The organism is Pseudomonas sp. IT-P12 (genome assembly GCF_949767465.1).
Taxonomy (GTDB): domain Bacteria; phylum Pseudomonadota; class Gammaproteobacteria; order Pseudomonadales; family Pseudomonadaceae; genus Aquipseudomonas.
Genome location: NZ_CATKPY010000011.1, coordinates 226,585 through 250,403, shown reverse-complemented (window position 1 = coordinate 250,403; position 23,819 = coordinate 226,585). Strand labels below are relative to the sequence as shown.

22 protein-coding genes are annotated in these 23,819 nt (G+C 63.0%); 12 read left to right on the top strand and 10 right to left on the bottom strand.

Annotation, left to right across the window (positions count from 1 at the left end; genetic code table 11):
• Positions 1-25: 25 nt before the first annotated feature.
• Genes ACM6IM_RS04405 through ACM6IM_RS04395 form a run of 3 tightly spaced genes read right to left on the bottom strand, consistent with a single transcriptional unit; the run spans position 26 to position 2,042 of the window.
• The gene (locus ACM6IM_RS04405) at positions 26-658 is read right to left on the bottom strand and encodes a response regulator (protein ID WP_414864303.1); all 633 of its coding nucleotides are present in this window, start codon (positions 656-658) and stop codon (positions 26-28) included.
• Positions 655-1,917 carry a histidine kinase gene (locus ACM6IM_RS04400; RefSeq protein WP_201190030.1) on the bottom strand — a complete coding sequence of 421 codons (1,263 nt, stop codon included), beginning with the start codon at positions 1,915-1,917 and terminating at the stop codon, positions 655-657. The genes ACM6IM_RS04405 and ACM6IM_RS04400 overlap by 4 nt, the downstream gene beginning before the upstream one ends.
• 2 nt (positions 1,918-1,919) lie before the next feature.
• The gene (locus tag ACM6IM_RS04395) at positions 1,920-2,042 is read right to left on the bottom strand and encodes a hypothetical protein (RefSeq protein WP_414864302.1); all 123 of its coding nucleotides are present in this window, start codon (positions 2,040-2,042) and stop codon (positions 1,920-1,922) included.
• Positions 2,043-2,198: 156 nt separating this feature from the next.
• Between ACM6IM_RS04395 and ACM6IM_RS04390 the strand changes: the two genes are divergently transcribed.
• The 6 genes from ACM6IM_RS04390 (at position 2,199) to ACM6IM_RS04365 (ending at position 7,422) form a co-directional block, all read left to right on the top strand.
• Complete coding sequence (locus ACM6IM_RS04390; protein WP_414864301.1) at positions 2,199-3,383, top strand: ABC transporter substrate-binding protein; 1,185 nt, start codon at positions 2,199-2,201, stop codon at positions 3,381-3,383.
• A 40-nt stretch (positions 3,384-3,423) separates the two neighbouring features.
• The gene (locus ACM6IM_RS04385; RefSeq protein ID WP_192303155.1) at positions 3,424-4,383 is read left to right on the top strand and encodes a YVTN family beta-propeller repeat protein; all 960 of its coding nucleotides are present in this window, start codon (positions 3,424-3,426) and stop codon (positions 4,381-4,383) included.
• A complete protein-coding gene (locus tag ACM6IM_RS04380; protein ID WP_414864300.1) occupies positions 4,380-5,111 on the top strand; it encodes an ABC transporter ATP-binding protein in 732 nt (243 codons plus the stop codon). The genes ACM6IM_RS04385 and ACM6IM_RS04380 overlap by 4 nt, the downstream gene beginning before the upstream one ends.
• Positions 5,108-5,899, top strand: a complete 792-nt coding sequence (locus ACM6IM_RS04375) for an ABC transporter permease (protein WP_414864299.1) — start codon at positions 5,108-5,110, stop codon at positions 5,897-5,899. Before ACM6IM_RS04380 ends, ACM6IM_RS04375 begins: the two co-directional genes overlap by 4 nt.
• Before the next feature lie 237 nt (positions 5,900-6,136).
• Positions 6,137-6,700, top strand: a complete 564-nt coding sequence (locus ACM6IM_RS04370; RefSeq protein WP_414864298.1) for a PQQ-dependent catabolism-associated CXXCW motif protein — start codon at positions 6,137-6,139, stop codon at positions 6,698-6,700.
• Positions 6,701-6,756: 56 nt separating this feature from the next.
• Entirely contained in the window at positions 6,757-7,422 is a 666-nt protein-coding gene (locus ACM6IM_RS04365; protein WP_192303161.1) for a response regulator transcription factor, read from the top strand.
• A gap of 120 nt (positions 7,423-7,542) precedes the next feature.
• Here ACM6IM_RS04365 and nahK read toward each other — a convergent pair whose 3' ends face one another.
• The 4 genes from nahK to ACM6IM_RS04345 form a co-directional block, all read right to left on the bottom strand.
• On the bottom strand, positions 7,543-10,182 hold the full coding sequence (nahK, locus tag ACM6IM_RS04360; RefSeq protein WP_414864297.1) for a hybrid sensor histidine kinase/response regulator NahK/ErcS': 2,640 nt from the start codon (positions 10,180-10,182) through the stop codon (positions 7,543-7,545).
• Entirely contained in the window at positions 10,112-11,275 is a 1,164-nt protein-coding gene (gene nosP, locus ACM6IM_RS04355) for a nitric oxide-sensing protein NosP (RefSeq protein WP_414864296.1), read from the bottom strand. Before nosP ends, nahK begins: the two co-directional genes overlap by 71 nt.
• Positions 11,276-11,511: 236 nt before the next feature.
• Positions 11,512-12,696 carry a porin gene (locus tag ACM6IM_RS04350; protein ID WP_192303165.1) on the bottom strand — a complete coding sequence of 395 codons (1,185 nt, stop codon included), beginning with the start codon at positions 12,694-12,696 and terminating at the stop codon, positions 11,512-11,514.
• A gap of 175 nt (positions 12,697-12,871) precedes the next feature.
• Positions 12,872-13,678, bottom strand: a complete 807-nt coding sequence (locus ACM6IM_RS04345) for a sulfite exporter TauE/SafE family protein (protein ID WP_414864295.1) — start codon at positions 13,676-13,678, stop codon at positions 12,872-12,874.
• 161 nt (positions 13,679-13,839) lie between these two features.
• Between ACM6IM_RS04345 and ACM6IM_RS04340 the strand changes: the two genes are divergently transcribed.
• Positions 13,840-14,703 (top strand): MBL fold metallo-hydrolase, encoded by an 864-nt coding sequence (locus ACM6IM_RS04340; RefSeq protein WP_192303169.1) that lies wholly within the window; start codon positions 13,840-13,842, stop codon positions 14,701-14,703.
• Positions 14,704-14,720: 17 nt separating this feature from the next.
• On the opposite strand, the gene bkdR is transcribed toward ACM6IM_RS04340, so the two are convergent.
• Positions 14,721-15,209 carry a Bkd operon transcriptional regulator BkdR gene (gene bkdR / locus ACM6IM_RS04335; protein ID WP_192303171.1) on the bottom strand — a complete coding sequence of 163 codons (489 nt, stop codon included), beginning with the start codon at positions 15,207-15,209 and terminating at the stop codon, positions 14,721-14,723.
• A gap of 185 nt (positions 15,210-15,394) precedes the next feature.
• Between bkdR and ACM6IM_RS04330 the strand changes: the two genes are divergently transcribed.
• From ACM6IM_RS04330 to ACM6IM_RS04310, 5 genes are all read left to right on the top strand, one after another.
• Positions 15,395-16,630, top strand: a complete 1,236-nt coding sequence (locus tag ACM6IM_RS04330) for a 3-methyl-2-oxobutanoate dehydrogenase (2-methylpropanoyl-transferring) subunit alpha (protein WP_192303173.1) — start codon at positions 15,395-15,397, stop codon at positions 16,628-16,630.
• 1 nt (position 16,631) lies between these two features.
• Positions 16,632-17,690: an alpha-ketoacid dehydrogenase subunit beta gene (locus tag ACM6IM_RS04325; RefSeq protein WP_201190046.1), complete on the top strand. Its 1,059-nt coding sequence runs from the start codon at positions 16,632-16,634 to the stop codon at positions 17,688-17,690.
• Entirely contained in the window at positions 17,691-18,968 is a 1,278-nt protein-coding gene (locus tag ACM6IM_RS04320; RefSeq protein WP_414864294.1) for a dihydrolipoamide acetyltransferase family protein, read from the top strand.
• Positions 18,969-18,971: 3 nt separating this feature from the next.
• Complete coding sequence (gene lpdA / locus ACM6IM_RS04315; RefSeq protein ID WP_414864293.1) at positions 18,972-20,354, top strand: dihydrolipoyl dehydrogenase; 1,383 nt, start codon at positions 18,972-18,974, stop codon at positions 20,352-20,354.
• A 241-nt stretch (positions 20,355-20,595) separates the two neighbouring features.
• On the top strand, positions 20,596-21,615 hold the full coding sequence (locus ACM6IM_RS04310; protein WP_192303181.1) for a branched-chain amino acid aminotransferase: 1,020 nt from the start codon (positions 20,596-20,598) through the stop codon (positions 21,613-21,615).
• Positions 21,616-21,756: 141 nt separating this feature from the next.
• Here the strand turns inward: ACM6IM_RS04310 and ACM6IM_RS04305 are convergent, their stop codons facing one another.
• Positions 21,757-22,581 (bottom strand): TIGR03915 family putative DNA repair protein, encoded by an 825-nt coding sequence (locus tag ACM6IM_RS04305; protein ID WP_414864292.1) that lies wholly within the window; start codon positions 22,579-22,581, stop codon positions 21,757-21,759.
• On the bottom strand, positions 22,578-23,798 hold the full coding sequence (locus ACM6IM_RS04300; protein WP_414864291.1) for a putative DNA modification/repair radical SAM protein: 1,221 nt from the start codon (positions 23,796-23,798) through the stop codon (positions 22,578-22,580). The genes ACM6IM_RS04305 and ACM6IM_RS04300 overlap by 4 nt, the downstream gene beginning before the upstream one ends.
• Between the last annotated feature and the right edge of the window lie 21 nt (positions 23,799-23,819).

Below are 23,819 nucleotides of genomic sequence, written 5' to 3'. Positions count from 1 at the left end.
CAGGGCAGGAACCCTGTATCGCGGACTACCCCGCCTTGCGCACCACCCCCAGGTCAATCCCCAAATGCACCAGCTCGGCGTGGGAACTGACCTGCAGTTTGCTCTTGAGCAAGGTCAGGTGATTGGAAACGGTCTTGCTGCTGATGCTCAGCTGTTCGGCAATCAGGCGGGCCGGGGTGCCTTTGGCGAGCATGACGAAGATCTCCAGCTCCCGTTGGGTCATGCTCTGCAAGCGCGGGTCCTCCTGTTGCGGGTTGCAGGCCAGTTGAGTGGCCAGCGGCTGCTCGATGTAGGCATGCCCGGCGAGGATGCGCCGCACCGCTTCGATCAGCACCTGCGGCGCCGAACTCTTGGTCAGGTAGCCTGACGCCCCGGCGTCCAGTGCCTGGCGCACCAATGGCAGTTCGTCGTGCATGCTGAAGAACAGCACGCGCAGTTGCGGCAGGCGCTGGCGCAAGCGGCGGGTGGTTTCCAGCCCGCTGATGCCCGGCAGGCCGAAATCCATGATCACCAGGTTCGGCACCGCTTCCTGGACCCTGGCCAGCGCTTCCTCGCCAGTCGCCGCTTCACGCACTTGCATCGCCGGCAGCAGCGCCCGCAACAGGCTCGCGTAGCCCTGGCGGACCACCGCATGGTCATCGACCAGCAGAATATTCATGACACCTCCAAAGGTACGTTCAAGGCCAGCGCCCAACCGGCACCGGGTCGGCTGATGATGCGCAGTTCGCCGCCCAGGCTGCGGGCGCGCTCGAACATCGAGTACAGGCCGACACCCGGCCGCTGGGGTTGCTGCGCACCGCAGCCGTTGTCGCGGATCAGTAATCGCCAATGCCCGCCACGCTGGCCCAGGTGCACCCGTACCCGGCTGGCGTCGGCGTGGCGGGCGATATTGGTCAAGGCTTCCTGCAAAAGGCGGTAAAGATGGGTCTTGTCCGGCGCGGACAACGTCGGCAATTGCGCGCTGACCCGTAACCGGCAATCGATGCCCTGGCGCGCCTGCCATTGTTCCACCAGCAGGCCCAGGGCTTCGGCCAGCGGCAAGTGCTGCAGGACCACCGGGTACAGATCGCGGACCAGCGCCCGGAACCCCTGCTGCAAGTGTTCGCAATTGTGTTCCAGTTCGCGCACCGTGCGCGCTACCACCTCGGGCTGATCCGCTACCAGCGGTAACAGGCAGGCCTGGGCGCGAATGCCCGCCAGGTATTGGCCGAGGTCGTCGTGCAGGGTCTGCGCCAGCTGCGTGCGTTCCTGCTCCTGCAAGGCCAGCAGGGTCTGGGTCAATCGGGTGTTGTCGGCCCGCGCCTGTTCCAGGGCATCGGTCATCTGGTTGAAATGCACCGCCAGTTGCCGCGCTTCCGGCACACCTTGCGCACGCAGGCGCACCTTGAGCTGACCGCCGGACACCTGCTGCAACGCGTGCAGCAAATCATCGAGCAGGCCCAGGCCCCGGCGCACGGCCCAGCGAATGGTCAACAGGCTCAACAGCAACGCCAGCGCGCACAGGCCCAGCAGCTGTTGCAGGGAGTCCCAGACTTCGTCGATTTCATCCCGGGGATCGACGGCGATCTGCACGCGACGACCATCGTGCATATCCAGGACCTGCGCACGCTGCCGGGCCTCGGCAAACAACAGCTGCCCGAGCCAGGCGTCGAGACCGTCCTGCACCGGCGCGGTGGCCGTCTCGCCTGGCTGCAACCAGCGCACCCGCACATGGCGCAGGCTTTGTGTCAGCCGGGGTTGCAGGCTGGCAGGGTCGCGCTCGGCGGTTTCACTCAGGTAATGCACCACGGCCTCGGCCGATTGCAGTTCACGCTCCACGTCCGCCAGCGCCTGGTGCACCAGCAACGCCATGCACGCCAGGGTCACCAGGGTGAAAAACCCGCAGACCCAGAGGTTGATTCGCCACAGCGCCGACATGCCTAACGCCCCGGAATCGCAGGCACGACGTGCAGCGGCGCGGGACGCGGGCCGTGCAGCTTGTCGACGCCGATCAGGCTCAGGATCAGTAGCAACGGCAGCAGCAACGCCTTGAGAATGCGCATGTTCAATCTCCTCCAGGGTGATGGCCGTTAAGTCCATGCTAAAACCGCGCCGCCTGAGATGAGTTACTACCTTGGTACTGCCCCGTTGGTACTTTCTGCATATTTCCTCCACTTCCCGGGCTTCCTATGCTGGCGCTACCTGTAACGGAGTGCCTTATGCGCCAGCTTGCCCCTTACGCCCTGATCTACCTGCTGGCGATTGCCTGCGCCGCCGGGCTGGCGACCCGCAGCCAGGCCGCCGACGCGCCGCTACAGGTGCAGATCGGCTACCTGGGTTATCGCCCTGATCCAGGCCCGCTGCTGTCGAACATCATTCCCGAACCGACGGACGCCGGACTGCGCGGTGCCGAATTGGCGATCACCGACAGCAACAGCACCGGGCGATTCCTCAATCACAGCTACAGCCTGGTCGCCGCCAGCGTCGACAGCCCACAGGCCTTGCTCGACGCCGCGAAGGCGCAGCATGCCGAGGGCCTGCGCCTGTTCGTGGTGAATGCGCCGGTGGACAGCCTGCGCCAACTCAGCGCTGCGCTGCCCGACAGCCTGCTGTTCAATGCCGGCAGCCCGGACGACGCCGTGCGCACCCGCGACTGCCTGCCGAACGTGCTGCACACGCTGCCAAGCCGGGCGATGCTGGCCGATGCGCTGGCGCAGTTCCTGGTGGTGCGCAAATGGCAGAAGGCGCTGTTGATCGTCGGCCCGACCGCAGACGATCAAGCCTACGCCGCCGCCCTGCGCCGGGCGGCGAAACGCTTCGGCCTGCAACTGGTGGCAGAGAAGGCCTGGCGTTTCGACAACGACCAGCGCCGCAGCGCCCAGGCCGACATGCCGCTGTTCACCCAGACCGCCGAATACGACGTGGTACTGGTGGCCGATGAACGCGGCGACTTTGGCGAATACGTGCCCTACCAGACCTGGTACCCGCGGCCGGTCGCCGGCACCCAGGGCCTGACCCCGGTCGGCTGGCACAAGAGCGTCGAGACCTTCGGTGCCGCGCAATTGCAGAAGCGCTTCGAAGCCCTGAGCGGGCGTTGGATGAATGATCGCGATTTCGCCGCATGGATGGCCGTGCGCAGCATCGCCAGCGCCGTGAGCAAGCTGCGCCAGACCGATCCGCTGGCGATCCGCGACCTGCAAATCAGCGATCAATTGCCCCTCGACGGTTTCAAGGGTCGCAAGCTCAGCTATCGCCCGTGGAACGGCGAGTTGCGCCAGCCGATCCCGATCGTGCAGCCGCGGGCGCTGGTCAGCACTTCGCCCCAGGACGGCTTCCTGCACCCCTTCAACGAAATGGACAGCCTGGGCTACGACAAGCCCGAGGTCAGTTGCCGGTTTCCCTGATCTGGCCCTACACGACAACCACAACAAAAAGGAACACGTCATGCGCCGCACCCTGCTTTCCTGCGCCCTGCTCCTCGCCGCCGGGCACGCCGCGGCCAGCACCGCCTGGGTCTCCAACGAGAAGGACAACAACCTCAGCCTGATCGACATGCAGACCCTGCAGGTCATCGACACCCTGCCCGTCGGCCAGCGCCCTCGGGGCCTGCTGCTGTCCCACGACAACACGCTGCTGTACATCTGCGCCAGCGACTCGGATCGGGTGCAGGTGATGGACGTGGCCACCCGCAAGATCATCAAGGAACTGCCCTCGGGCAAGGACCCCGAGCAATTTGCCCTGCACCCGAACAATCGCTGGCTCTACGTTTCCAACGAGGACGATGCGCTGGTGACGGTGATCGACACCGAAACCTCGAAAGTGCTGGGCCAGATCAACGTCGGCGTCGAGCCCGAAGGCATGGCCGTCAGCCCCGACGGCAAATGGGCGGTGAACACCAGCGAAACCACCAACATGCTGCACTGGATCGACACCAGCACCCAGACCCTGGCCGACAGCACGCTGGTGGATCAACGTCCGCGCTTCGTCGAATTTTCGCCCGATGGCACCCGACTCTGGGCCTCGGCGGAAATCGGTGGCACGGTGACCGTCCTCGACGTGGCCAGCCGGCAAATCCTCAAGACGCTGACCTTCCAGATCAAGGGTGTGCACCCGGACAAGGTGCAACCGGTGGGCGTCAAGCTCAGCGCCGACGGTAAGTATGCGTTCGTCGCGCTCGGCCCGGCCAACCATGTCGCGGTGATCGATGCGAAAACCTACGAGATTCTCGATTACCTGCTGGTCGGACGCCGTGTGTGGCAGATGGCGTTCACCCCGGATCAGAAGCAGTTGCTGGCGACCAACGGGGTCAGCGGTGACGTTTCCGTGATCGACGTCGACAGCCTCAAGGTGATCAAGTCGGTCAAGGTCGGGCGCTACCCTTGGGGCGTGGTGGTGACGCCATGAGCACCCTGGAGGTCAGCGAGCTGAGCTTTGCCTACGGTGCGCGTCAGGCCTTGGGCCAGGTGAGTTTCAACCTGGCGCCGGGGCGTTTTGCCGCACTGCTGGGGCCCAACGGCGCCGGCAAGTCGACACTGATCGCGCTGTTGACCCGCCTGTACGATCTGCAGCGCGGTGATATCCGGGTCGGCGGCCACTCCCTGCGCAGCGCCCCGCGCCCGGCGTTGCGGCAACTGGGTGTGGTGTTCCAGCAAAGCACGCTGGACCTGGACCTGAGCGTCGAGCAGAACCTGCGCTACCATGCGGCGCTGCATGGCCTGTCCCGGGGCCAGAGCACGATTCGCATCGAGGCCGAACTGGCTCGCCAGGCGCTGACCGAGCGCCGTCGCGAACGCGTGCGTGAACTCAATGGCGGGCATCGCCGTCGCGTGGAGATCGCCCGCGCACTGCTGCATGAGCCGCGCCTGTTGCTGCTGGACGAGGCCAGCGTCGGCCTCGACCCGGCCAGCCGCCTGGCCCTCAACCAGCACCTGCGCAGCCTGTGCCAGGAGCAACGCATCAGTGTGCTCTGGACCACCCACCTGCTGGATGAAGTGCAGCCCAGCGACGATTTGCTGATTCTGCATCAGGGCCGATTGGTGGCCAGCGGACAAGCCGATGCCCTGAGCCAGGAACACGGCGGCGACCTGGGCTCGGCGTTCAGTCGCCTGACCACTGCGGGGGCCCGCCCATGAACGCTTACTGGCAATGCTTCAGCGGCATCGTGCTGCGCGAATGGTTGCGCTTCGTGTTGCAACGCACGCGGTTCCTCAGTGCACTGGTGCGGCCCCTGCTGTGGTTGCTGGTGTTCGCCGCCGGTTTTCGTGCAGCGCTTGGCATCGCGATCATCGAGCCGTACGACACCTACATTCCCTATGAGGTCTACATCATCCCGGGCCTGGCCTGCATGATCCTGCTGTTCAACGGCATGCAGGGCTCGCTGTCGATGGTGTACGACCGGGAAATGGGCAGCATGCGCGTGTTGCTCACCAGCCCCCTGCCACGCACCTTTCTGCTGTGCAGCAAGCTGCTGGCCACTTCGCTGATTTCGCTGTTGCAGGTGTACGCATTCCTGGCGATTGCCTGGGTCTACGGTGTGCAACCACCGGCACTGGGGCTGTTGATCGCCTTGCCGGCGCTGTTGCTGGTGGCATTGATGCTCAGTGCCCTGGGGCTGTTGCTGTCGAACGCGATCCGCCAGCTGGAAAACTTTGCCGGCGTGATGAATTTCGTGATCTTCCCGCTGTTTTTCCTGTCCTCGGCCTTGTATCCGCTGTGGAAGATGCGCGAGGCGAGCGAGTGGTTGTATGGGTTGTGCGCGTTGAACCCGTTCACTCACGCCGTGGAACTGGTGCGCTTTGCCCTGTATGAACAATTCAACCCGCTGGCGCTGGCGGTGTGCACTGGCCTGACGCTGCTGTTTACCCTGCTCGCGGTGCTGACCTTCAATCCGCAGCACGCGGCGTTGCGTAAGGCCGGCTGACATCCCCGTGCCCCTTGTGGGAGCGAGCCTGCTCGCGATGGCGTCTCAACAGTCAGTACAAGCCGACTGACAGTCCGCTATCGCGAGCAGGCTCGCTCCCACAGAAAACCGCGTCATTCAGGCGCATCTCAATCCGGCCAAATTACGACTTTAGTACTGGTTTCACCTGTCTATCGTCGCATTCCCAACGCACCGAGACTGGCATGTAATGGGCTCATAACTATAAGGACCGAACCCATGCCGCGCGCCCGACGTCGCCTGCTGTGCCCTGCCCTGGCCCTGGCCCTGCTCTCGCTGAGCCTGTTGCCGGGTGCCGCGCAAGCCGAAACAGCACTGTTCTCCTCCGAGGGTTATCGCATCGGCCTGTACCGCAGCCCGACACCCGCGCAAGCCGAGGGCGCCACCCTGATCGACACCCCGGCCCTGCAGGCGCTGTTGAGCCAGACGCCACGGCCGGTGCTGATCGACGTCTACCGTCGCCAATGGTTGCAGGGCCGATTCATCGAGGACCAGCCCCATGAGAACCTGCCCGGCAGCCACTGGCTGGCCAACACCGGCGACGGTGACCTGGCGCCCGACTGGCAGGCCTATTTCAGCCACCACCTGGACAAACTCACCGCCGGCAATCGGCGGCAGCCGCTGGTTTTCTACTGCCGCTCCGATTGCTGGTTGAGCTGGAACGCGGTCAAGCGCGCGGCCTCGATGGGCTACCAGACACTGTATTGGTATCGCGATGGTCTGGATGCGTGGCAAGCGGCGAACCTGCCCGTGACACCTGCTCAGCCGGAGCCCTTTCCCTGAGCTTTACGCCAGCGTGTTGTTGCCACACCATAACGAAAATAATGAGGTGAAAGGCTATGTACAAAATTCTGATTGCCGACGATCACCCGCTGTTTCGCGAAGCCATTCACAACGTCATCAGCGATGGTTTCCCCGGCAGTGAGGTCATGGAAACCGCCGACCTCGACAGCGCCCTGGCGCTGACCGAAGCGCACGACGACCTGGACCTGATCCTGCTCGACCTGAACATGCCTGGCATGCACGGTCTCAACGGCCTGATCAACCTGCGCAACGAGGCGCCGACGATTCCCGTGGTGATCGTGTCCGCCGAACAGGACAAGCAGATCGTGCTGCAAGCCATCACCTACGGCGCCGTGGGTTTCATCACCAAGTCCTCGCCGCGCCTGCAAATGACCGATGCCATCCAGCAGATCCTCAATGGCAACGTGTACTTGCCGCCGGACATCATCCGCACGCAAAAAAGCAGCACCCACCGGCGCATGAACGACACCCCGAGCTTCCCGCCCGAACTGCTCCAGGCCCTCACCCGCAAGCAGCTCCTGGTGCTGGAGCGCATGACCAAGGGCGAGTCGAACAAGCAGATCGCCTACACCCTGGAAATCGCCGAAACCACGGTCAAGGCCCACGTGTCGGCGATCCTGCGCAAACTCAATGTGCACAACCGGGTGCAGGCGATCTTGAGTGCCGGGGACATTGATTTCGGGTCCTATCTGCGGCGCTAGGAACGAGGCGCGACTATCGCGAGCAGGCTCGCTCCCACAGGGTTTGTGATCACCTTTGCAGGAGCGAGCCGGCTCTGGGCGACATTCCGACGAAAGTGCCCTGGCCAGCACCGCAGGCTTTCAAGGCCGGCCGAGCAAATGACTCATCGCCGTCTTCAGCTTCATCGGCCTGACCGGCTTGTGCATCAGGGTGTGTCCCAGCTCGCGGATCTGCAGTTTGAGTTCGTTGCTGTAATTGGCGGTGATCATCATCGCCGGAATCGCTGAAGCGCGCCGCGCGTTGATCCGCGCCACCGCGTCCACGCCATTCTGATCATCGTCCAGGTGATAATCGGCTATCAGCAGATCCGCTTCGGCATGGTAGTTGTCCACCTGCCGCGCCAGGTCCTGTTCCGACAACGCCGTGATCACCTGACATCCCCAGCCCTCGAGCAATGTGCGCATGCCGGCGCAAATGGCGGCGTCGTTGTCCAGCACCCAGACCCGCGCCCCGCGCAAACGCTCGAGCATCGGCTCGCTCATCAGCAACGAGGGCAGCGCCCTGGGCGCCGTGGCGCTCAGCGGCACCTCGACGCTGAACACCGAACCCCTGCCCGGCCACGAGCGCACGTGAATGCGGTGCCCGAGAATCCCGGCGATCTTCTCGACGATGGCCAGCCCCAGGCCCAGGCCACGGTCCTGGTCAGGGCGCTGCACGTCACCGCGCTTGAACTCCTGGAAAATTTCTTCCAGGCGGTTTTCCGCAATGCCCATGCCGCTGTCCCACACCTCGATCGACAGCTTCTGGTGCCGACGCCGGCAGCCGAGCACCACGCGCCCGATGTAGGTGTAGCGAATCGCATTGCTCAGCAGGTTTCTCAAAATCCGCGCGAGCAATTGAATGTCACTGCGCACCAGGGCCGAACAGGGGATGAAATGCAGCGCCAGACCCTCGCTGCGCGCCACCTGGGTGTATTCGGCGGCGAGGTTTTCCAGCAACTCACTCAGAGCGAACGGGGCGATATCGGCCTTGATCACGCCGGCATCGAGCTTGGAAATGTCGACCAGGGTGCCCAGCAGGTTTTCCACGTCGTCCAGGGAATTGCTGACGTTGCGCACCAGAATCTCGTTGGCCAGCGGTTCCCCGCGTTCCAGCAAGGCGCTGGTGAACAGCCGCGCCGCGTTCAACGGTTGCAGCAAATCGTGACTGACAGCGGCGAGGAACTTGGTCTTCGACAGGTTCGCCTGCTCGGCTTCAAGCTTGGCCTCGCGCAGACGGGATTCGACACGCCGGCGCTCGTCGATTTCCCTCAACAGCTGATCGTTGAGGGTGGTCAGTTCCGCCGTGCGTTCGCGTACCCGCAGCTCCAGGTTCTGGTAGGCCTGGTGCAACGCCTCGGCAGTGCGCCGGCGCTCGGTGATGTCGCGGATCAGCACGAAAATGCCCACCACTTCCCCGCTGGCCAGCCGGTTCGGCACGTAGGAGCGCAGCATGTAGCGCTCCTGATGGTTGATGTTGGTTTCGGCAAACTCGAACGTCACGCTTTCGCCCGCCAGGGCCCGGGCGACATAGGCTTCCAGGCGCTGGTAATGCTGCTCGCTGTGCACTTCGCGCAGGCTCTGCCCGAGCATCACGCCGCGTGGCCAGCAGTACCACTCTTCGTAGACCTTGTTGGTGAATTCATAGACCAGGTCGGCGTTGAGGTAGGCAATCAGCGCGGGGACGTGGTCAGTGATCAGACGGATCCAGCGTTCGCTTTCGCTCAGCGCCTCGGCGTGCTGATAGCGTTCGGTGATGTCGGTGAACGTGTTGACGAAACCGCCGGTGGGCAGCGGGTGCGTGCGGATCTCCAGGACCCGGCCATCGTACAGCCGCTGCTCCAGCTCCTGCACCGGACGTCCGTTGCCATCGTGAGTGGCCGGGGTCAGCAGGCTCAATTCGCTGTCGGCGATCACTTCGGCGAACGGGCGATGGGCCGCCACCGGGGCGAGGCCGCTGAGTTCGAGGAAACGCCGGTTCCACAACTCCAGCACACCCTCGGCGTTGACCATGGCCACGCCCTGGGACAGGTTGTCCACGGCCCGTTGCAACAGGTGCGATTTTTGCGCCACGGCCTGCTCGCGGCGCATGGTCTCGCTGTGTTTGACGTCGGTGATGTCGGTAAACAGGATCACTCGCCCGCCTTCCTGGGTCGGCCGCTCGCTGACTTGCAGCCAGCGCCCGTTGTGCAGGCGATACAGCAGGTTTTCGTCAGCCTGCCCGCGCGGCTCCTCGGTGAACAGGCCGGTGGAGAACATCAGGCGCTTCACTTCAGCCAGGCGCATGCCGGCATTGATGCGCACCCGACTGTTACTCCAGAAGGCCTTGAAACGACTGTTGAACAGCACGATGCGCTGCTCGGCGTCGAACAGCACAAAGGCATCGGAAATGCTTTCGATGGCATCGATCAAATGCTGGTGGGCGGTTTCGGCCCGCAGTCGTGCTTCGCTGAGCAAGTGATTGCCCGATTTCAGTTCGGCCATGGCCTGGTTCAGGGCATCGGTGCGTTCGCGCACCTGCTCGGCCAGCACCACCGAGTGCTGGAACGCCCGATAGGGATCATTGCCACGGGTGACACCGGACTCGATGCGCTCGATCAATGCCGCATTGATGCGCTGCAATTTCCGGTTTTCGTGCTGCAGACTGGCCACCTGGGCTTGCAGGTCCGGCTCAGCGGCGTCCGGGGGAACGGCCTTTGGCAATGGCGACCCCGGTGAAGGTCTGGTTGATGTGCATGCCATTGAACTGTTCTCCGTAGGTGTTGAACCCCATCACCCGCCGCTCACGCAAAAAGCGGCCGATCTGTTCGAGGCTGCCGTCGTCTTCCAGCTCCATGCGTCGCAGGAAGCAGTCGCAACCGATGGTCAGCAACAAATCGCCGAGCCGCGCCTGCAAACCGTCGAACAGGGTTTGCAGGTTGGGCAGCATCGGGCCTGGGGTCATGACGGTGAGGACGATGCCGTTTTCCACGGCGCAGTAGAAACTCAGGCTCAGGTCGGCATGCACCTGCTGGATTGCCCGCACGTAGTATTGATCGTTGATGCGCACCGCCAGCGGATGGGCGGCGAAGATCCGGTGATCGAGGTCAGCCACCGGGATGCCGATGTGCCGCGCATATTCCTCCGCAGCCGGTTCGGCATTGAGCTCGAAGACCCGGCGCGAGGTGCTGTCCGCCCCGGTGACCACCAGTTTTTCCGCGCGCGGCAGGATGTGGTGGGTGGTGAACACTTCGAAGTCCAGCCAGGTGTTGACCAGCATCACCACCGCAGCGCCGCTGTGGAACTCGCCGCCGAAGTAGACGTGAGTGTGGGTCAGGTAATTGTCGTCACCGGCCGAACCGCCGAAATGCGGAATGTCACCCAGGGCCGCGCTCAATGCTGCCAGGACCATTTCTTCACGGCTGGACAGGCCATCGAGCAGGGTCAGGGCAAAGCTGTTGCCCTTGATCGGTGCCAGGGTATTGCTGCGACAGCCACTCACCAGGCGCTCCACCACCTGCTGGGCGTCGATCAGGCTAAAGCGCTCCATTTCGTCGATCAGTTCGGCGTCGATGGAGAAATGCCGATGATCGAAACCCACCGCCGTCACGCAGTTGCGCCCGTAGCCCAACGGCGTGATTTCCCCGGCGCTGGTGCAGCCGACCAGGCGGATCCCGCCAAAGCTCTGCTGCAGGGCCTGCCCCAGTGCCTGCAAGTCGTATTCGGCGGAACAGAAGAACAGCACGAAGCCCAGGTGCGGGTGCAGCAGCTGGCGCGCCAGCTCCTGTGCCGCTTGCTGGGCATCGGTCGCCTGGGACATGGCGCTGACGATACCTTCGTTATTGAGCCCTTGCATCGTCGCCTCCCGCAGGCGCCTGTATGAGGCACGAGTGTACGAAGGCCGGGGTTGGCGCCGTATGCTACTTGGGTAGCGGTCTGGCGGTTCGATGGGAGGAGGCAGCCGGTGAATGGAACTGTGGGAGCGAGCCTGCTCGCGATGGCGGTGGGTCAGTCAACCTGTCTATCGACTGACCCGACATCATCGCGAGCAGGCTCGCTCCCACAGGTGCTCAGCGTGGTGCAGGCCCGGGGTTACCAGGTCAGCACCGCACCCACGGCAAAGGTGTCGGTGTCTTCATTCTGCGCGCTGGTGTCATGGCCATTGATTTCGAACTGGTTGTACTCGGCCACCAGCTTCAGGTTGTCGTTGACGTCATGGAACAGCGCGATGCCGCGGGTCTCGTAGTCCGCCCCGCTGCCGACCACGCCATTGCCATCATCCTTGGTCTTGCCGTAGGACAGGGCCAGGCGGTTCTTGCCCAGTTTGTAGGAGCCCTGCAACAGATACCCGTCGCTGTCGACATTGCGCAAGGTCGGTTCGCCCGCGTTGTTGGTGAAGAACGGGTTGATGCCCTTGGCCTGAAACCCCGAGCCGGTCAGCGACAAGCCGCCCATCTTCGCCTGTACGCCATAACCGACGCCCTTGGACGTGACGGACTCGACCGTGGAGTCGGTGTTGTCCGAAGTCTGGTAGCTGCCGTTGAGCCAGCTGTAGATCTTCGCCCCGCCAACGTCGAACTGGTAGGTGATTTCGCTCTCGGTGCGCGGATTTTCCTGGTAGGCCTTGCCGGTCGGGCTGCTGTCGTTGGTGTCCACCGGATCCATGATGCCCACCGCCACTCGCAGACCGTCCATGACCGGGGTGCGATAGGTGATCTGCGACGTCGGAAACGGATAGGGGTAACCGCTGCCGATGTTGCCGAACGATACGCCGCCGCCATCGACCAGACCCAGGGTGTCGCTGACCTGGCCATAACCGGCGAGCAGTTCATCCAGCAGGATGTTGGACCGGGCGAACAGGCCGAAATCCTTGCCGATCAGCACTTCGCCCCACTCGGGGTTGGCCACCGTACCGTAGAACTGACGGACGTCGATGGCGGTGTCGGTGCCGTTGGTTTCGCTGTCGTTGATGGTCACCCAGAACGACGCCCGGGCGCCGAGCTTGAGATCGTCGACCTGCTTGCCCATGTTGAAGCCCAGGTAGTTGGGCAGGAACCCCATCTTGACCCGCGCCTGCCGACGGTCGTACTGCTCGCCCGCGCGGTCGACGTCGCTGTTCACATAGAAGGCGTTGATATAGCCATCGGTGGAAAAGGTGGTCTGGTCCTTGTCGTACAGCATGATTTCGGCTTCGGCCAGGGTGCTCAGCCCGAGGCCCGACAGGCTGGCGATAAAGGCTGGCAAGTAACGACGCTTGAATTTCTTATTGTTGTGCATGACGCGCTCCGCAGCATGGGGACTGGATGTCGGAGGCGATTATCGAAAGCCGACCGGCGGCGTCATACGCTGCCTTGGAGGCGGTTATGAAGTGCTTTGGAGCGACGCTGCCAGCTCGGCAACTTGGGCGTAGGACCGGGCCGCGACGGGGCCCGGAACTTAGGATGTAAGACCGCTAGCCCTGCGAACGGAGCAGCATATAGGCCGCGACCACCACGCACACCGTGGCGAAGCCGACCTGCAACGCCCGGGCGGGCACCCGCGCGCAGAGCTTGCGGCCGATGACCATGCCGACCACGCTCGCGGCGATGAACGCAAAGCCCAGGCCATCGATACGCACGCCGGCCTGCAACGCACCGATGACGCCAATGGCGGAAATCAGGCTGATGACCATCAGCGACGTGGCGACGATGCCGCGCATTTGCACATCGGTCAGTTGCTTGAACGCCGGGACGATCAGAAACCCGCCACCGACCCCGAGCAAACCGGACACCACTCCGGTCACCGCGCCAAGCGCCGCCAGGGTCGCGGTGCATTTGGCGGTCCAGGAAAAGCGCCCGGTCTGCTGATCGAGCATGCAGTTTTTCTGGCCCCAGTTGGCGTGGCCGTGATCGCTCGGACCGTCGTCGCGGCGTTCGCGACGCAACATGCGCCAAGCCACCATGACCATCAGGCCGCTGAACAGGATCATCAGCGTCCGTTCCGCCAATTGGTGGGCGAGGTAGATGCCAACCGGCGAAAACAGTGCCCCCAGCAACGCGATCAACAACGCCGCACGGTAGCGCACCAGGCCATGGCGCAAACCGTCGATGGCGCCGACCGCCGCCGCGCTGCCGACGGCAAAAAGGGCCACCGGCGCCGCTTGCGTCATGCTCAGGCCCAACCCCAGCACCAGCGCCGGAACCGCCAGGATGCCGCCCCCGGCGCCGGTCAACCCGAGCACCAGCCCCATGACCAGGCCAAACACACTTGCCAGCAACATAAAACACTCGAAATCCGCGAAAAGAGCCGGGAACGCCCGGTATCGATGCCTGACAGGATAGAGCCCCGGGCGTTTTTTTCACCCTTTGAATGATTCCGGGGCTGGTCAGCCCGGGGAAAATCACACTACCCTCAATGCCTGTCCCTGAAGAAACGGCCACCATGCCTGCCTTGATCGAAGCCTTCCTCGACCCCGCGTCATCGACCTACAGCTACGTCATCTACGAAGCCGAAGGCGGCCAATGTGCAATCGTCGACCCCGTGCTCGACTACGACCCCGCCGCCGGCCGCACCGCCACCACCCAGGCGGACAGGATCGTGACGTTCGTCAGGGAACACCGCTTGCAGGTGCAATGGCTGCTGGAAACCCACGCCCACGCCGATCACCTGTCCGCTGCGCCGTACCTGCGCCAATTGCTGGGCGGCCAAATCGCCATTGGCCAGTCGATCAGCGCGGTGCAGGGGGTGTTCAAGGGCCTGTTCAACCTGGAAGCGGAATTTGCCGTGGACGGCTCGCAGTTCGATCACCTGTTCGCGCCGGACGAATCGTTCATGATCGGCAACCTCAAGGCCACCGCGCTGCATGTGCCCGGCCATACGCCGGCGGACATGGCCTACCTGATCGACAGCGACGTGATCCTGGTGGGCGATACGTTGTTCATGCCGGATGTCGGCACGGCGCGTTGCGACTTCCCCGGCGGCAATGCCAACCAGTTGTTTGCCTCGATCCGCAAACTCCTGGCCTTCCCCGCCGGCGTGCGCCTGTACGTGTGCCACGACTACCCGCCCGAGGGACGCGAGCACCAATGCCAGACCACCGTGGGCGAGCAGCGCAAGCGCAACATTCACGTGCGCGACGGCATCGATGAAGCGACCTTCGTCGCCATGCGCACCGGGCGCGACGCCGGTTTGGGCATGCCGACCCTGCTGCTGCCGGCCATTCAGGTCAATGTGCGCGCCGGGCATTTGCCGCCCGCCGAAGACAACGGCGTCACCTACCTGAAAATCCCGCTGAACAAGCTCTGATCGGCACACTGGCCGGGTCAAGCCCCCAGCGTCAGGCCATTGGCCGGTAACGGCAGCGCGGTCTTGTAGCGCACCTGCTTGAGCGCAAAACTCGAGCGGATGTTCGCCACCCCCGGGACTTTGGTGAGAAAATCCATCATGAAGCGCTCCAGCGACTGAATGCTCGGCACCAGCACCCGGATCAGGTAGTCCGGGTCACCCGCCATCAGATAGCACTCCATCACTTCCGGGCGATCCGAGATCGCTTCCTCGAAATGCTGCAACGCCCGCTCGACCTGCTTTTCCAGGCTGACATGGATGAACACATTCACGTGCAGCCCCAGCAGGTCGGCGTCCAGCAGCGTCACCTGCTCGCGGATCACCCCCAGCTCTTCCATGGCCTTGACCCGGTTGAAGCACGGGGTGGGCGACAGGTTGACCGAACGGGCGAGGTCGGCGTTGGTGATGCGCGCATTCTCCTGGAGGCTGTTGAGAATGCCGATGTCGGTACGGTCCAGTTTGCGCATGAGACAAAATCACCTGATTTTTATGTTTGTGCAGATTTTTTATCCCCAAATGATCGCCAACGCAACGAAACACAGATAAATATTCTCCTGCGCCGGGCCTATGATGTTTGTAGGACAAGATTTCCATCACCGTGGAATGACAGTCAGCTCACTACAAGAAATTCACAAGATCGAGCGTAGAAACCATGAACCAAGCGTACGAACCGCTGCGCCTGCACGTTCCCGAACCTTCGGGCCGCCCAGGCTGCAAGACCGACTTCTCCTACCTGCGCCTGACTGACGCCGGTACGGTGCGCAAACCCGCCATCGACGTCGAACCTGCCGACACCGCCGACCTGGCCCGCGGACTGATTCGCGTGCTTGATGACGAGGGCAATGCCCTGGGCCCCTGGGCCGAAGACATTCCGGTCGAGATCCTGCGCAAAGGCATGCGCGCCATGCTCAAGACGCGGATCTACGACAACCGCATGGTGGTTGCCCAGCGCCAGAAGAAAATGTCGTTCTACATGCAGAGCCTTGGCGAAGAAGCCATCGGCAGCGCCCAGGCCCTGGCGTTGAACATCGACGACATGTGCTTCCCGACCTACCGTCAGCAAAGCATCCTGATGGCACGTGAAGTGCCGCTGGTGGACCTGATCTGCCAACTGCTTTCCAACGAGAACGACCCGCTCAAGGGCCGCCAGTTGCCCATCATGTACTCGGTGAAAGAGGCCGGTTTCTTCACCATCTCCGGTAACCTCGCCACCCAGTTCGTCCAGGCGGTGGGCTGGGGCATGGCCTCGGCGATCAAGGGCGACACCAAGATCGCTTCGGCCTGGATCGGCGACGGCGCCACCGCCGAATCCGACTTCCATACCGCCCTCACCTTCGCCCACGTCTATCGGGCGCCGGTCATTCTCAACGTGGTCAACAACCAGTGGGCGATCTCCACGTTCCAGGCCATCGCCGGGGGTGAAGCCACCACCTTCGCCGGTCGCGGCGTCGGCTGCGGCATCGCCTCCCTGCGGGTCGACGGCAACGACTTTGCCGCGGTGTACGCCGCGTCCCGCTGGGCCGCCGAACGCGCCCGCCGCAATCTCGGCCCGACCATGATCGAATGGGTCACCTACCGCGCCGGTCCGCATTCCACCTCCGACGATCCGTCCAAATACCGTCCTGCCGACGACTGGAGCTGTTTCCCGCTGGGTGACCCGATTGCGCGCCTCAAGCAGCACCTGGTGAAAATCGGCCACTGGTCCGAGGAAGAACACACTGCGGTCAGTGCCGAACTCGAAGCCGAAGTCATCGCCGCGCAGAAAGCCGCCGAACAGTACGGCACCCTCGCCGGTGGCCGGATTCCGAGCGCCGCGACCATGTTCGAAGACGTCTACAAAGAGATGCCGGAGCACTTGAAGCGCCAGCGTCAGCAGCTGGGGATCTGACATGAACGATCACAACAACAATATTCAGCTGGATACCGCCATGACCACGACCACCATGACCATGATCCAGGCCCTGCGCTCGGCCATGGATGTGATGCTTGAGCGTGACGATAACGTCGTGGTGTTCGGTCAGGACGTCGGCTACTTCGGCGGCGTGTTCCGTTGCACCGAAGGCCTGCAGAACAAATACGGCACTTCCCGCGTGTTCGATGCGCCGATCTCCGAAAGCGGCATCGTCGGCGTCGCCGTCGGCATGGGCGCCTACGGCTTGCGTCCGGTGGCCGAGATTCAGTTTGCCGACTATGTGTACCCGGCATCGGACCAGATCATTTCCGAAGCGGCGCGCCTGCGCTACCGCTCGGCCGGCGAGTTCACCGCGCCCATGACCCTGCGCATGCCGTGCGGCGGGGGCATCTATGGCGGGCAGACCCACAGCCAGAGTATCGAGGCGATGTTCACCCAGGTCTGCGGCCTGCGCACGGTGATGCCGTCCAACCCCTACGACGCCAAGGGCCTGCTGATCGCGTCCATTGAAAACGACGACCCGGTGATCTTTCTCGAGCCCAAACGCCTGTACAACGGCCCGTTCGATGGCCACCACGAACGTCCGGTCACGCCTTGGTCGAAACACCCCGCCGCACAAGTCCCGGACGGTTACTACACCGTGCCGCTGGACGTCGCCGCCATCACCCGCCCGGGCAAGGACGTCACGATCCTGACCTACGGCACCACGGTGTACGTGTCGCAAGTGGCGGCCGAGGAAACCGGGATCGATGCCGAAGTCATCGACCTGCGCAGCCTGTGGCCTCTGGACCTGGAAACCATCACCAAGTCAGTGAAGAAAACCGGCCGTTGCGTGATCGTTCACGAAGCGACCCGTACCTGCGGCTTCGGTGCCGAACTGGCGGCCCTGGTGCAAGAGCACTGCTTCCACTCCCTGGAAGCGCCCATCGAACGCGTCACCGGTTGGGACACCCCCTACCCGCACGCGCAGGAATGGGCGTATTTCCCTGGTCCGTCCCGAGTGGGCGCGGCTTTGCAACGGGTCATGGAGGTCTGAATGGGCACGCACGTCATTAAAATGCCGGACATTGGCGAAGGCATTGCTGAAGTTGAATTGTCGGTCTGGCACGTCAAGGTCGGCGACATGGTCGTCGAAGATCAGGTGCTGGCCGATGTAATGACCGACAAGGCGATGGTCGACATCCCTTCGCCGGTGCACGGCAAGGTCATCTCGCTGGGCGGTGTGCCGGGCGAAGTCATGGCGGTCGGCAGCGTGCTGATCAGCATCGAAGTCGAAGGCGCGGGGAACGTCAAGCCAGGCGCTGTAGCTGTAGCTGAAGCGGCAGAGCCAACGCCGGTCGTGGCAGCGGTCGTCGAAACCCGAGAGGAAAGCAAACCCGCCGCCGCGCCGGTGCCAAAAGCCGCTGTGTGCCAAGGGCCAATGCTGGCTCGCGAAGCGGATGAACGGCCATTGGCCTCCCCGGCCGTGCGCAAACATGCACTCGACCTGGGTATTGCGTTGCGCCTGGTGCGTGGCACCGGCCCTGCCGGACGTGTGCTGCACGAGGACCTCGAAGCCTACCTGGCACAAGGGCAGTCGAATGCCCAGGCCGTTCCTGCCGCCTATGCCCAGCGCCACGACGAAGAACAGATCCCGGTGATCGGCCTGCGCCGCAAGATTGCCCAGCGCATGCAGGAAGCGACCCAGCGTGCCGCGCACTTCAGTTATGTCGAGGAAATCGACGTCACGGCGGTGGAAGAGCTGCGCGCGCACCTGAACGAAAAGCATGGGGCGACCCGTGGCAAGCTGACGTTGCTGCCGTTCCTGGTCCGCGCCCTGGTCGTCGCCCTGCGCGATTTCCCGCAGATCAACGCCCGTTACGACGACGAAGCCCAGGTCATTACGCGCCTTGGCGCCGTGCATGTGGGCATCGCCACCCAGGCCGACAGCGGCTTGATGGTGCCTGTGGTGCGTCACGCCGAAGCGCGCAGCCTGTGGGACAACGCCAGTGAAATTGCCCGGTTGGCCAGCGCTGCTCGCAACGGCAAGGCCAGTCGCGACGAGTTGTCCGGCTCCAGCATTACCCTGACCAGTCTGGGCGCGCTGGGAGGCATCGTCAGCACGCCGGTATTGAACCTGCCGGAAGTGGCGATCGTCGGCGTGAACAAGATCGTCGAGCGCCCGATGGTGGTCAAAGGCCAGATCGTGATTCGCAAGATGATGAACCTTTCCAGTTCCTTCGATCACCGCGTGGTCGATGGCATGGACGCGGCGCAATTCATCCAGGCCGTTCGCGGCCTGCTCGAACAACCCGCTACGCTGTTCGTGGAGTAAGGCATGCAGACTTTGAACACTACCCTGCTGATCATCGGCGGCGGTCCTGGCGGTTATGTCACGGCGATTCGCGCAGGCCAGTTGGGCATTCCGACCATTGTGGTGGAAGGCCAGTCACTGGGCGGCACCTGCCTGAACATCGGCTGCATCCCCTCGAAAGCGTTGATTCACGTGGCCGAACAGTTCCACCAGACGCAACGGCACAGCCAGCATTCGGCTCTGGGCATCAGCGTCGCCGCCCCGACCCTGGACATTGGCAAGAGCATCGAATGGAAGGATGGCATCGTTGATCGCCTGACCACCGGTGTTGCCGCGCTGCTGAAGAAAAACAAGGTCCAGGTGGTCCAGGGCTGGGCCAGGATCATCGACGGCAAGACCGTTGAGGTCGGCGACACCCGTATCCACTGCGAACATCTGGTGCTGGCGACCGGTTCGAAAAGCGTGAACCTGCCGATGCTGCCAATTGGCGGGCCGGTCATCTCCTCCACCGAGGCCCTGGCACCGAAGTCGCTGCCCAAGCGGCTGATCGTGGTGGGCGGTGGTTACATCGGCCTGGAGCTGGGGATTGCCTATCGCAAGCTCGGCGTCGAGGTCAGCGTGGTCGAGGCGCAGGATCGAATCCTGCCGGCCTACGACGCTGAACTGACCCAGCCAGTACACGACGAGCTGAAAAAACTCGGCGTGAAACTTTACTTGAAACATAGTGTTCAAGCCTTTGATTCCAATAACAATACCCTGCAAGTCAGCGATCCGAATGGCGACATCCTGAATCTGGAGACCGACCAGGTCCTGGTCGCGGTCGGTCGCAAGCCGAACACCCAGGGCTGGAATCTGGAAGCGCTGAATCTCGACATGAACGGCGCGTCGATCAAGGTCGACCACCGCTGCCAGACCAGCATGCACAATGTCTACGCCATCGGCGATGTCAGCGGCGAACCGATGCTCGCGCACCGGGCCATGGCCCAGGGTGAAATGGTCGCCGAGCTGATCAGCGGCAAAACCCGCGAATTCAACCCGACCGCCATCGCCGCCGTGTGCTTTACCGACCCGGAACTGGTCGTGGTGGGCAAGACCCCGGACGACGTCAAGGCCGCCGGCCTGGACTGCATCGTGTCGAGCTTCCCGTTCGCGGCCAACGGCCGGGCGATGACGCTGGAATCGAAAAGCGGTTTCGTGCGGGTGGTCGCTCGTCGGGACAATCACGTGATCGTGGGCTGGCAAGCGGTGGGCGTGGGCGTTTCGGAATTGTCGACGGCCTTTGCCCAGAGCCTGGAAATGGGCGCTCGCCTGGAAGACATCGCGGGCACCATTCATGCCCATCCAACCTTGGGTGAAGCCGTTCAGGAAGCGGCGTTGCGTGCTTTGGGGCATGCCTTGCATATGTGAATCATGGAAATCGGTGGCGTAGCGGCTGCCCCTTCGCGAGCAAGCCCGCTCCCACATTGACTGTGCCCTGATCCTGTGGGAGCGGGCTTGCTCGCGAATTCTTGAGGGCAACGGTATTTATCTGCCTGTGATCCGATGGTCCGGGCTGCGAAACCGCCCAAGAATGAAGTATTGTTGTGCCCATCCAAAAAACGTCAGAAGCCTTGACCGTTTCGGCGGCTGTTAAGTGATAGAGGGTGTCATGGGTAACGAAAGCATCAATTGGGACAAGTTGGGTTTTGACTACATCAAGACCGACAAACGCTATCTGTCGTACTTTCGCAACGGCGAATGGGACAAGGGCACCCTGACCGAAGATAACGTGCTGCACATCAGCGAAGGCTCCACGGCCCTTCACTATGGCCAGCAATGCTTCGAAGGCCTGAAGGCCTATCGTTGCAAGGACGGCTCGATCAACCTGTTCCGCCCGGACCAGAACGCCCAGCGCATGCAGCGCAGCTGCGCCCGCCTGCTGATGCCACAGGTCGACACCGAACAGTTCGTCGAAGCCTGCAAGGCCGTGGTCCGCGCCAACGAACGCTTCATTCCGCCTTACGGCACCGGCGGCGCGCTGTACCTGCGTCCGTTCGTGATCGGCGTGGGTGACAACATCGGCGTGCGTACCGCGCCAGAGTTCATCTTCTCGATCTTCTGCATCCCGGTTGGCGCCTATTTCAAGGGTGGCCTGACCCCGCACAACTTCGTGATTTCCTCGTACGACCGCGCCGCGCCACAAGGCACCGGTGCCGCCAAGGTCGGTGGCAACTACGCCGCCAGCCTGATGCCGGGCTCCCAGGCCAAGAAAGCCAACTTCGCCGACGCCATCTATCTTGACCCGATGACCCACTCGAAAATCGAGGAAGTCGGTTCGGCCAACTTCTTCGGGATCACCCACGACGACAAGTTCGTGACCCCGAAATCTCCATCGGTACTGCCGGGTATCACCCGTCTGTCGCTGATCGAACTGGCCAAATCGCGGTTGGGCCTGGAAGTGGTTGAAGGTGACGTGCTGATCGACAAGCTGTCGGACTTCAAGGAAGCCGGCGCCTGCGGTACCGCGGCAGTGATCACGCCAATCGGCGGTATCAGCTACAACGACCACCTGCACGTGTTCCACAGCGAAACCGAAGTCGGCCCGATCACCCAGAAGCTCTACAAGGAGCTGACTGGCGTGCAAACCGGCGACGTCGAGGCGCCAGCCGGCTGGATCGTCAAGGTTTGAACTGATTCAGTCGCTGTCACGAAAAGCCCCCCATTGCCAAGGCGATGGGGGGCTTTTTTGTGTTCAGTGCCAAGTTGTGGGAGCGAGCCTGCTCGCGATGAACACCCAGGCACTGCGGGCATTCTCGCTCCCACAGAGGAATCACTGGCCACTCTGCCCAATCCGCTTGCCGCCCCTGCCCTTGATCCCTTCAGCCTGGCCATCCTGTTGCTTGCCGGTCCGCGCCTGGGTGATCAACCCTGGAATCAATGCGCCCTCAGGCAGGTTTTTCCAGAACCTCGCAGGCAAGTGCCCCTGCATGACCTTCGGGTTGAGCCGCGCCGGATTGAAAATATGGCTGTAGTAGGTCAACCACATGTCCCCGTGGGGATCGTCGACGTTTTGCGCCAGTTGCTGCCATTGCGTCGGGCACCGGCGTTGGTAAATCATCTGCTCGCCATCGTAGTACACCCCGTCCCCGGGGGTGGCGATCAGCCAGCGATGGCGGCCCATGCGGCCGATGAAATGTTCGCTGGCGCTGAGCAGGATGTCATGGGCTGGCTCGTGCCATGCCACGTACTGCGGCCCCGGGTTTTGTGGCAGCGCGACAAACCGCACAAATGCATGTAAATGATGAGATTCACGTCGTATCTGCTTGATTCTTCTCTGTAATTCACTTCCCAATCGGTCGCCTGCCATCATCGCCGTGCGGTCGCCGTGACTGACCCGCCACAACACTTCGTACAGCAGGCTCCAACGCTGATCGCCCCGATAACGCGCCGCCTGTTCGAGCGTATCGAGCAAGGTTCGCGGGATGCGCGCCTGGAACGGCCCCAGGGCTTCAGGCAACGGCTCGTCACTGGCGAACAGATCCGTCACACCTTCACAGGCCCAGCTCACCCTGCTGGGGTCGACTCCATGGCTCAGCAGCCATCTCGCCTGCTGACGCCAGGTGTCGAACAGGTCGTCGCAATCGAGGTTGATCATCCCCACAACCCCATTTGCTGCGGCTGCGGTCGGTCACGCATCTGCTGATACAGCAAATCGCTGGTGACCTCGGCCTGTTGCGGGTGGTAGTCGCTGGTGATGAAAAACGGCTTGGCCTTGGTCAGTACGCAGCGCATGCGCGCCAGGTCCTCGTAACGAATCCGTCGCTGGCGGCGCAGTTCCACCAGACGCTCGGTGGTGCGCAGGCCGATACCGGGAATCCGCGCGATCAGCGTCGCCTCGGCGCGGTTGAGGTCCAGGGGAAACACATCGCGGTTGGCCAGCGCCCAGGCCAGCTTGGGGTCAATATCGAGCGCCAGGTGCCCCGGCCCCTTGAGCAACTCCCCCGCGCTGAAGCCGTAACTGCGCAGCAGAAAATCCGCCTGGTACAAACGATGCTCGCGCATCAGCGGCGGCGCCGCCAGGGGCACGCTTTTCGGGCTGTTGGGGATCGGGCTGAAGGCCGAGTAATACACGCGGCGCAGACGGTAGTTGCCGTACAACGCCTGGGCACTGTGAAGAATGGTGCTGTCGTCGGTCTCGTCGGCACCGACGATCATTTGCGTGCTCTGCCCGGCCGGCGCGAATTTCGCTGCTCGGGGTTCGTTGAGCACGGTTTGCTCACCGGTGTAGATGGTCTGCATCGCCTGGCGGATCGAGCCCAGCTGCTTCTCCGGGGCCAGGGTCTGCAGGCTGGCATCGGTGGGCAATTCGATGTTGACGCTCAGCCGATCGGCATAGCGCCCCGCTTCCTCGATCAGTGCCGGGTCGGCTTCGGGAATGGTCTTGAGGTGGATGTAGCCGCGAAATTCATGCTCTTCACGCAGCAGTTTCGCCACGCGAACCAACTGTTCCATGGTGTAGTCCGCCGAACGAATGATCCCGGAACTGAGAAACAGCCCGCTGATGCAATTGCGCCGGTAGAAATCCAGGGTCAGCTTCACCACTTCCTCGGGTGTGAACCGCGCCCTGGGCACATCGCTGGAGCGGCGATTGACGCAATACTGGCAGTCGTAGAGACAGAAGTTGGTCAACAGAACCTTCAGCAGCGACACACAGCGCCCGTCCGGGGTGTAGCTGTGGCAAATGCCCATGCCATCGGTGGCGCCCAGGCCGCTTTTGCCTTCTGAGCTGCGCTTCGGTGCGCCGCTGCTGGCGCAGGAAGCGTCGTACTTGGCGGCGTCGGCAAGGATGCCGAGCTTGTCGATGAGTTCCATGGGATCGGCCCTATACTGTTT

What these genes read in the sequence shown, in the direction of transcription:
- ACM6IM_RS04405 (WP_414864303.1), bottom strand. Translation starts at nt 658, where the DNA reads ATGAATATTCTGCTGGTCGATGACCATGCGGTGGTCCGCCAGGGCTAC.
- ACM6IM_RS04400 (WP_201190030.1), bottom strand. Translation starts at nt 1,917, where the DNA reads ATGTCGGCGCTGTGGCGAATCAACCTCTGGGTCTGCGGGTTTTTCACC.
- ACM6IM_RS04395 (WP_414864302.1), bottom strand. Translation starts at nt 2,042, where the DNA reads ATGCGCATTCTCAAGGCGTTGCTGCTGCCGTTGCTACTGATCCTGAGC.
- ACM6IM_RS04390 (WP_414864301.1), top strand. Translation starts at nt 2,199, where the DNA reads ATGCGCCAGCTTGCCCCTTACGCCCTGATCTACCTGCTGGCGATTGCC.
- ACM6IM_RS04385 (WP_192303155.1), top strand. Translation starts at nt 3,424, where the DNA reads ATGCGCCGCACCCTGCTTTCCTGCGCCCTGCTCCTCGCCGCCGGGCAC.
- ACM6IM_RS04380 (WP_414864300.1), top strand. Translation starts at nt 4,380, where the DNA reads ATGAGCACCCTGGAGGTCAGCGAGCTGAGCTTTGCCTACGGTGCGCGT.
- ACM6IM_RS04375 (WP_414864299.1), top strand. Translation starts at nt 5,108, where the DNA reads ATGAACGCTTACTGGCAATGCTTCAGCGGCATCGTGCTGCGCGAATGG.
- ACM6IM_RS04370 (WP_414864298.1), top strand. Translation starts at nt 6,137, where the DNA reads ATGCCGCGCGCCCGACGTCGCCTGCTGTGCCCTGCCCTGGCCCTGGCC.
- ACM6IM_RS04365 (WP_192303161.1), top strand. Translation starts at nt 6,757, where the DNA reads ATGTACAAAATTCTGATTGCCGACGATCACCCGCTGTTTCGCGAAGCC.
- nahK (WP_414864297.1), bottom strand. Translation starts at nt 10,182, where the DNA reads ATGGCATGCACATCAACCAGACCTTCACCGGGGTCGCCATTGCCAAAG.
- nosP (WP_414864296.1), bottom strand. Translation starts at nt 11,275, where the DNA reads ATGCAAGGGCTCAATAACGAAGGTATCGTCAGCGCCATGTCCCAGGCG.
- ACM6IM_RS04350 (WP_192303165.1), bottom strand. Translation starts at nt 12,696, where the DNA reads ATGCACAACAATAAGAAATTCAAGCGTCGTTACTTGCCAGCCTTTATC.
- ACM6IM_RS04345 (WP_414864295.1), bottom strand. Translation starts at nt 13,678, where the DNA reads ATGTTGCTGGCAAGTGTGTTTGGCCTGGTCATGGGGCTGGTGCTCGGG.
- ACM6IM_RS04340 (WP_192303169.1), top strand. Translation starts at nt 13,840, where the DNA reads ATGCCTGCCTTGATCGAAGCCTTCCTCGACCCCGCGTCATCGACCTAC.
- bkdR (WP_192303171.1), bottom strand. Translation starts at nt 15,209, where the DNA reads ATGCGCAAACTGGACCGTACCGACATCGGCATTCTCAACAGCCTCCAG.
- ACM6IM_RS04330 (WP_192303173.1), top strand. Translation starts at nt 15,395, where the DNA reads ATGAACCAAGCGTACGAACCGCTGCGCCTGCACGTTCCCGAACCTTCG.
- ACM6IM_RS04325 (WP_201190046.1), top strand. Translation starts at nt 16,632, where the DNA reads ATGAACGATCACAACAACAATATTCAGCTGGATACCGCCATGACCACG.
- ACM6IM_RS04320 (WP_414864294.1), top strand. Translation starts at nt 17,691, where the DNA reads ATGGGCACGCACGTCATTAAAATGCCGGACATTGGCGAAGGCATTGCT.
- lpdA (WP_414864293.1), top strand. Translation starts at nt 18,972, where the DNA reads ATGCAGACTTTGAACACTACCCTGCTGATCATCGGCGGCGGTCCTGGC.
- ACM6IM_RS04310 (WP_192303181.1), top strand. Translation starts at nt 20,596, where the DNA reads ATGGGTAACGAAAGCATCAATTGGGACAAGTTGGGTTTTGACTACATC.
- ACM6IM_RS04305 (WP_414864292.1), bottom strand. Translation starts at nt 22,581, where the DNA reads ATGATCAACCTCGATTGCGACGACCTGTTCGACACCTGGCGTCAGCAG.
- ACM6IM_RS04300 (WP_414864291.1), bottom strand. Translation starts at nt 23,798, where the DNA reads ATGGAACTCATCGACAAGCTCGGCATCCTTGCCGACGCCGCCAAGTAC.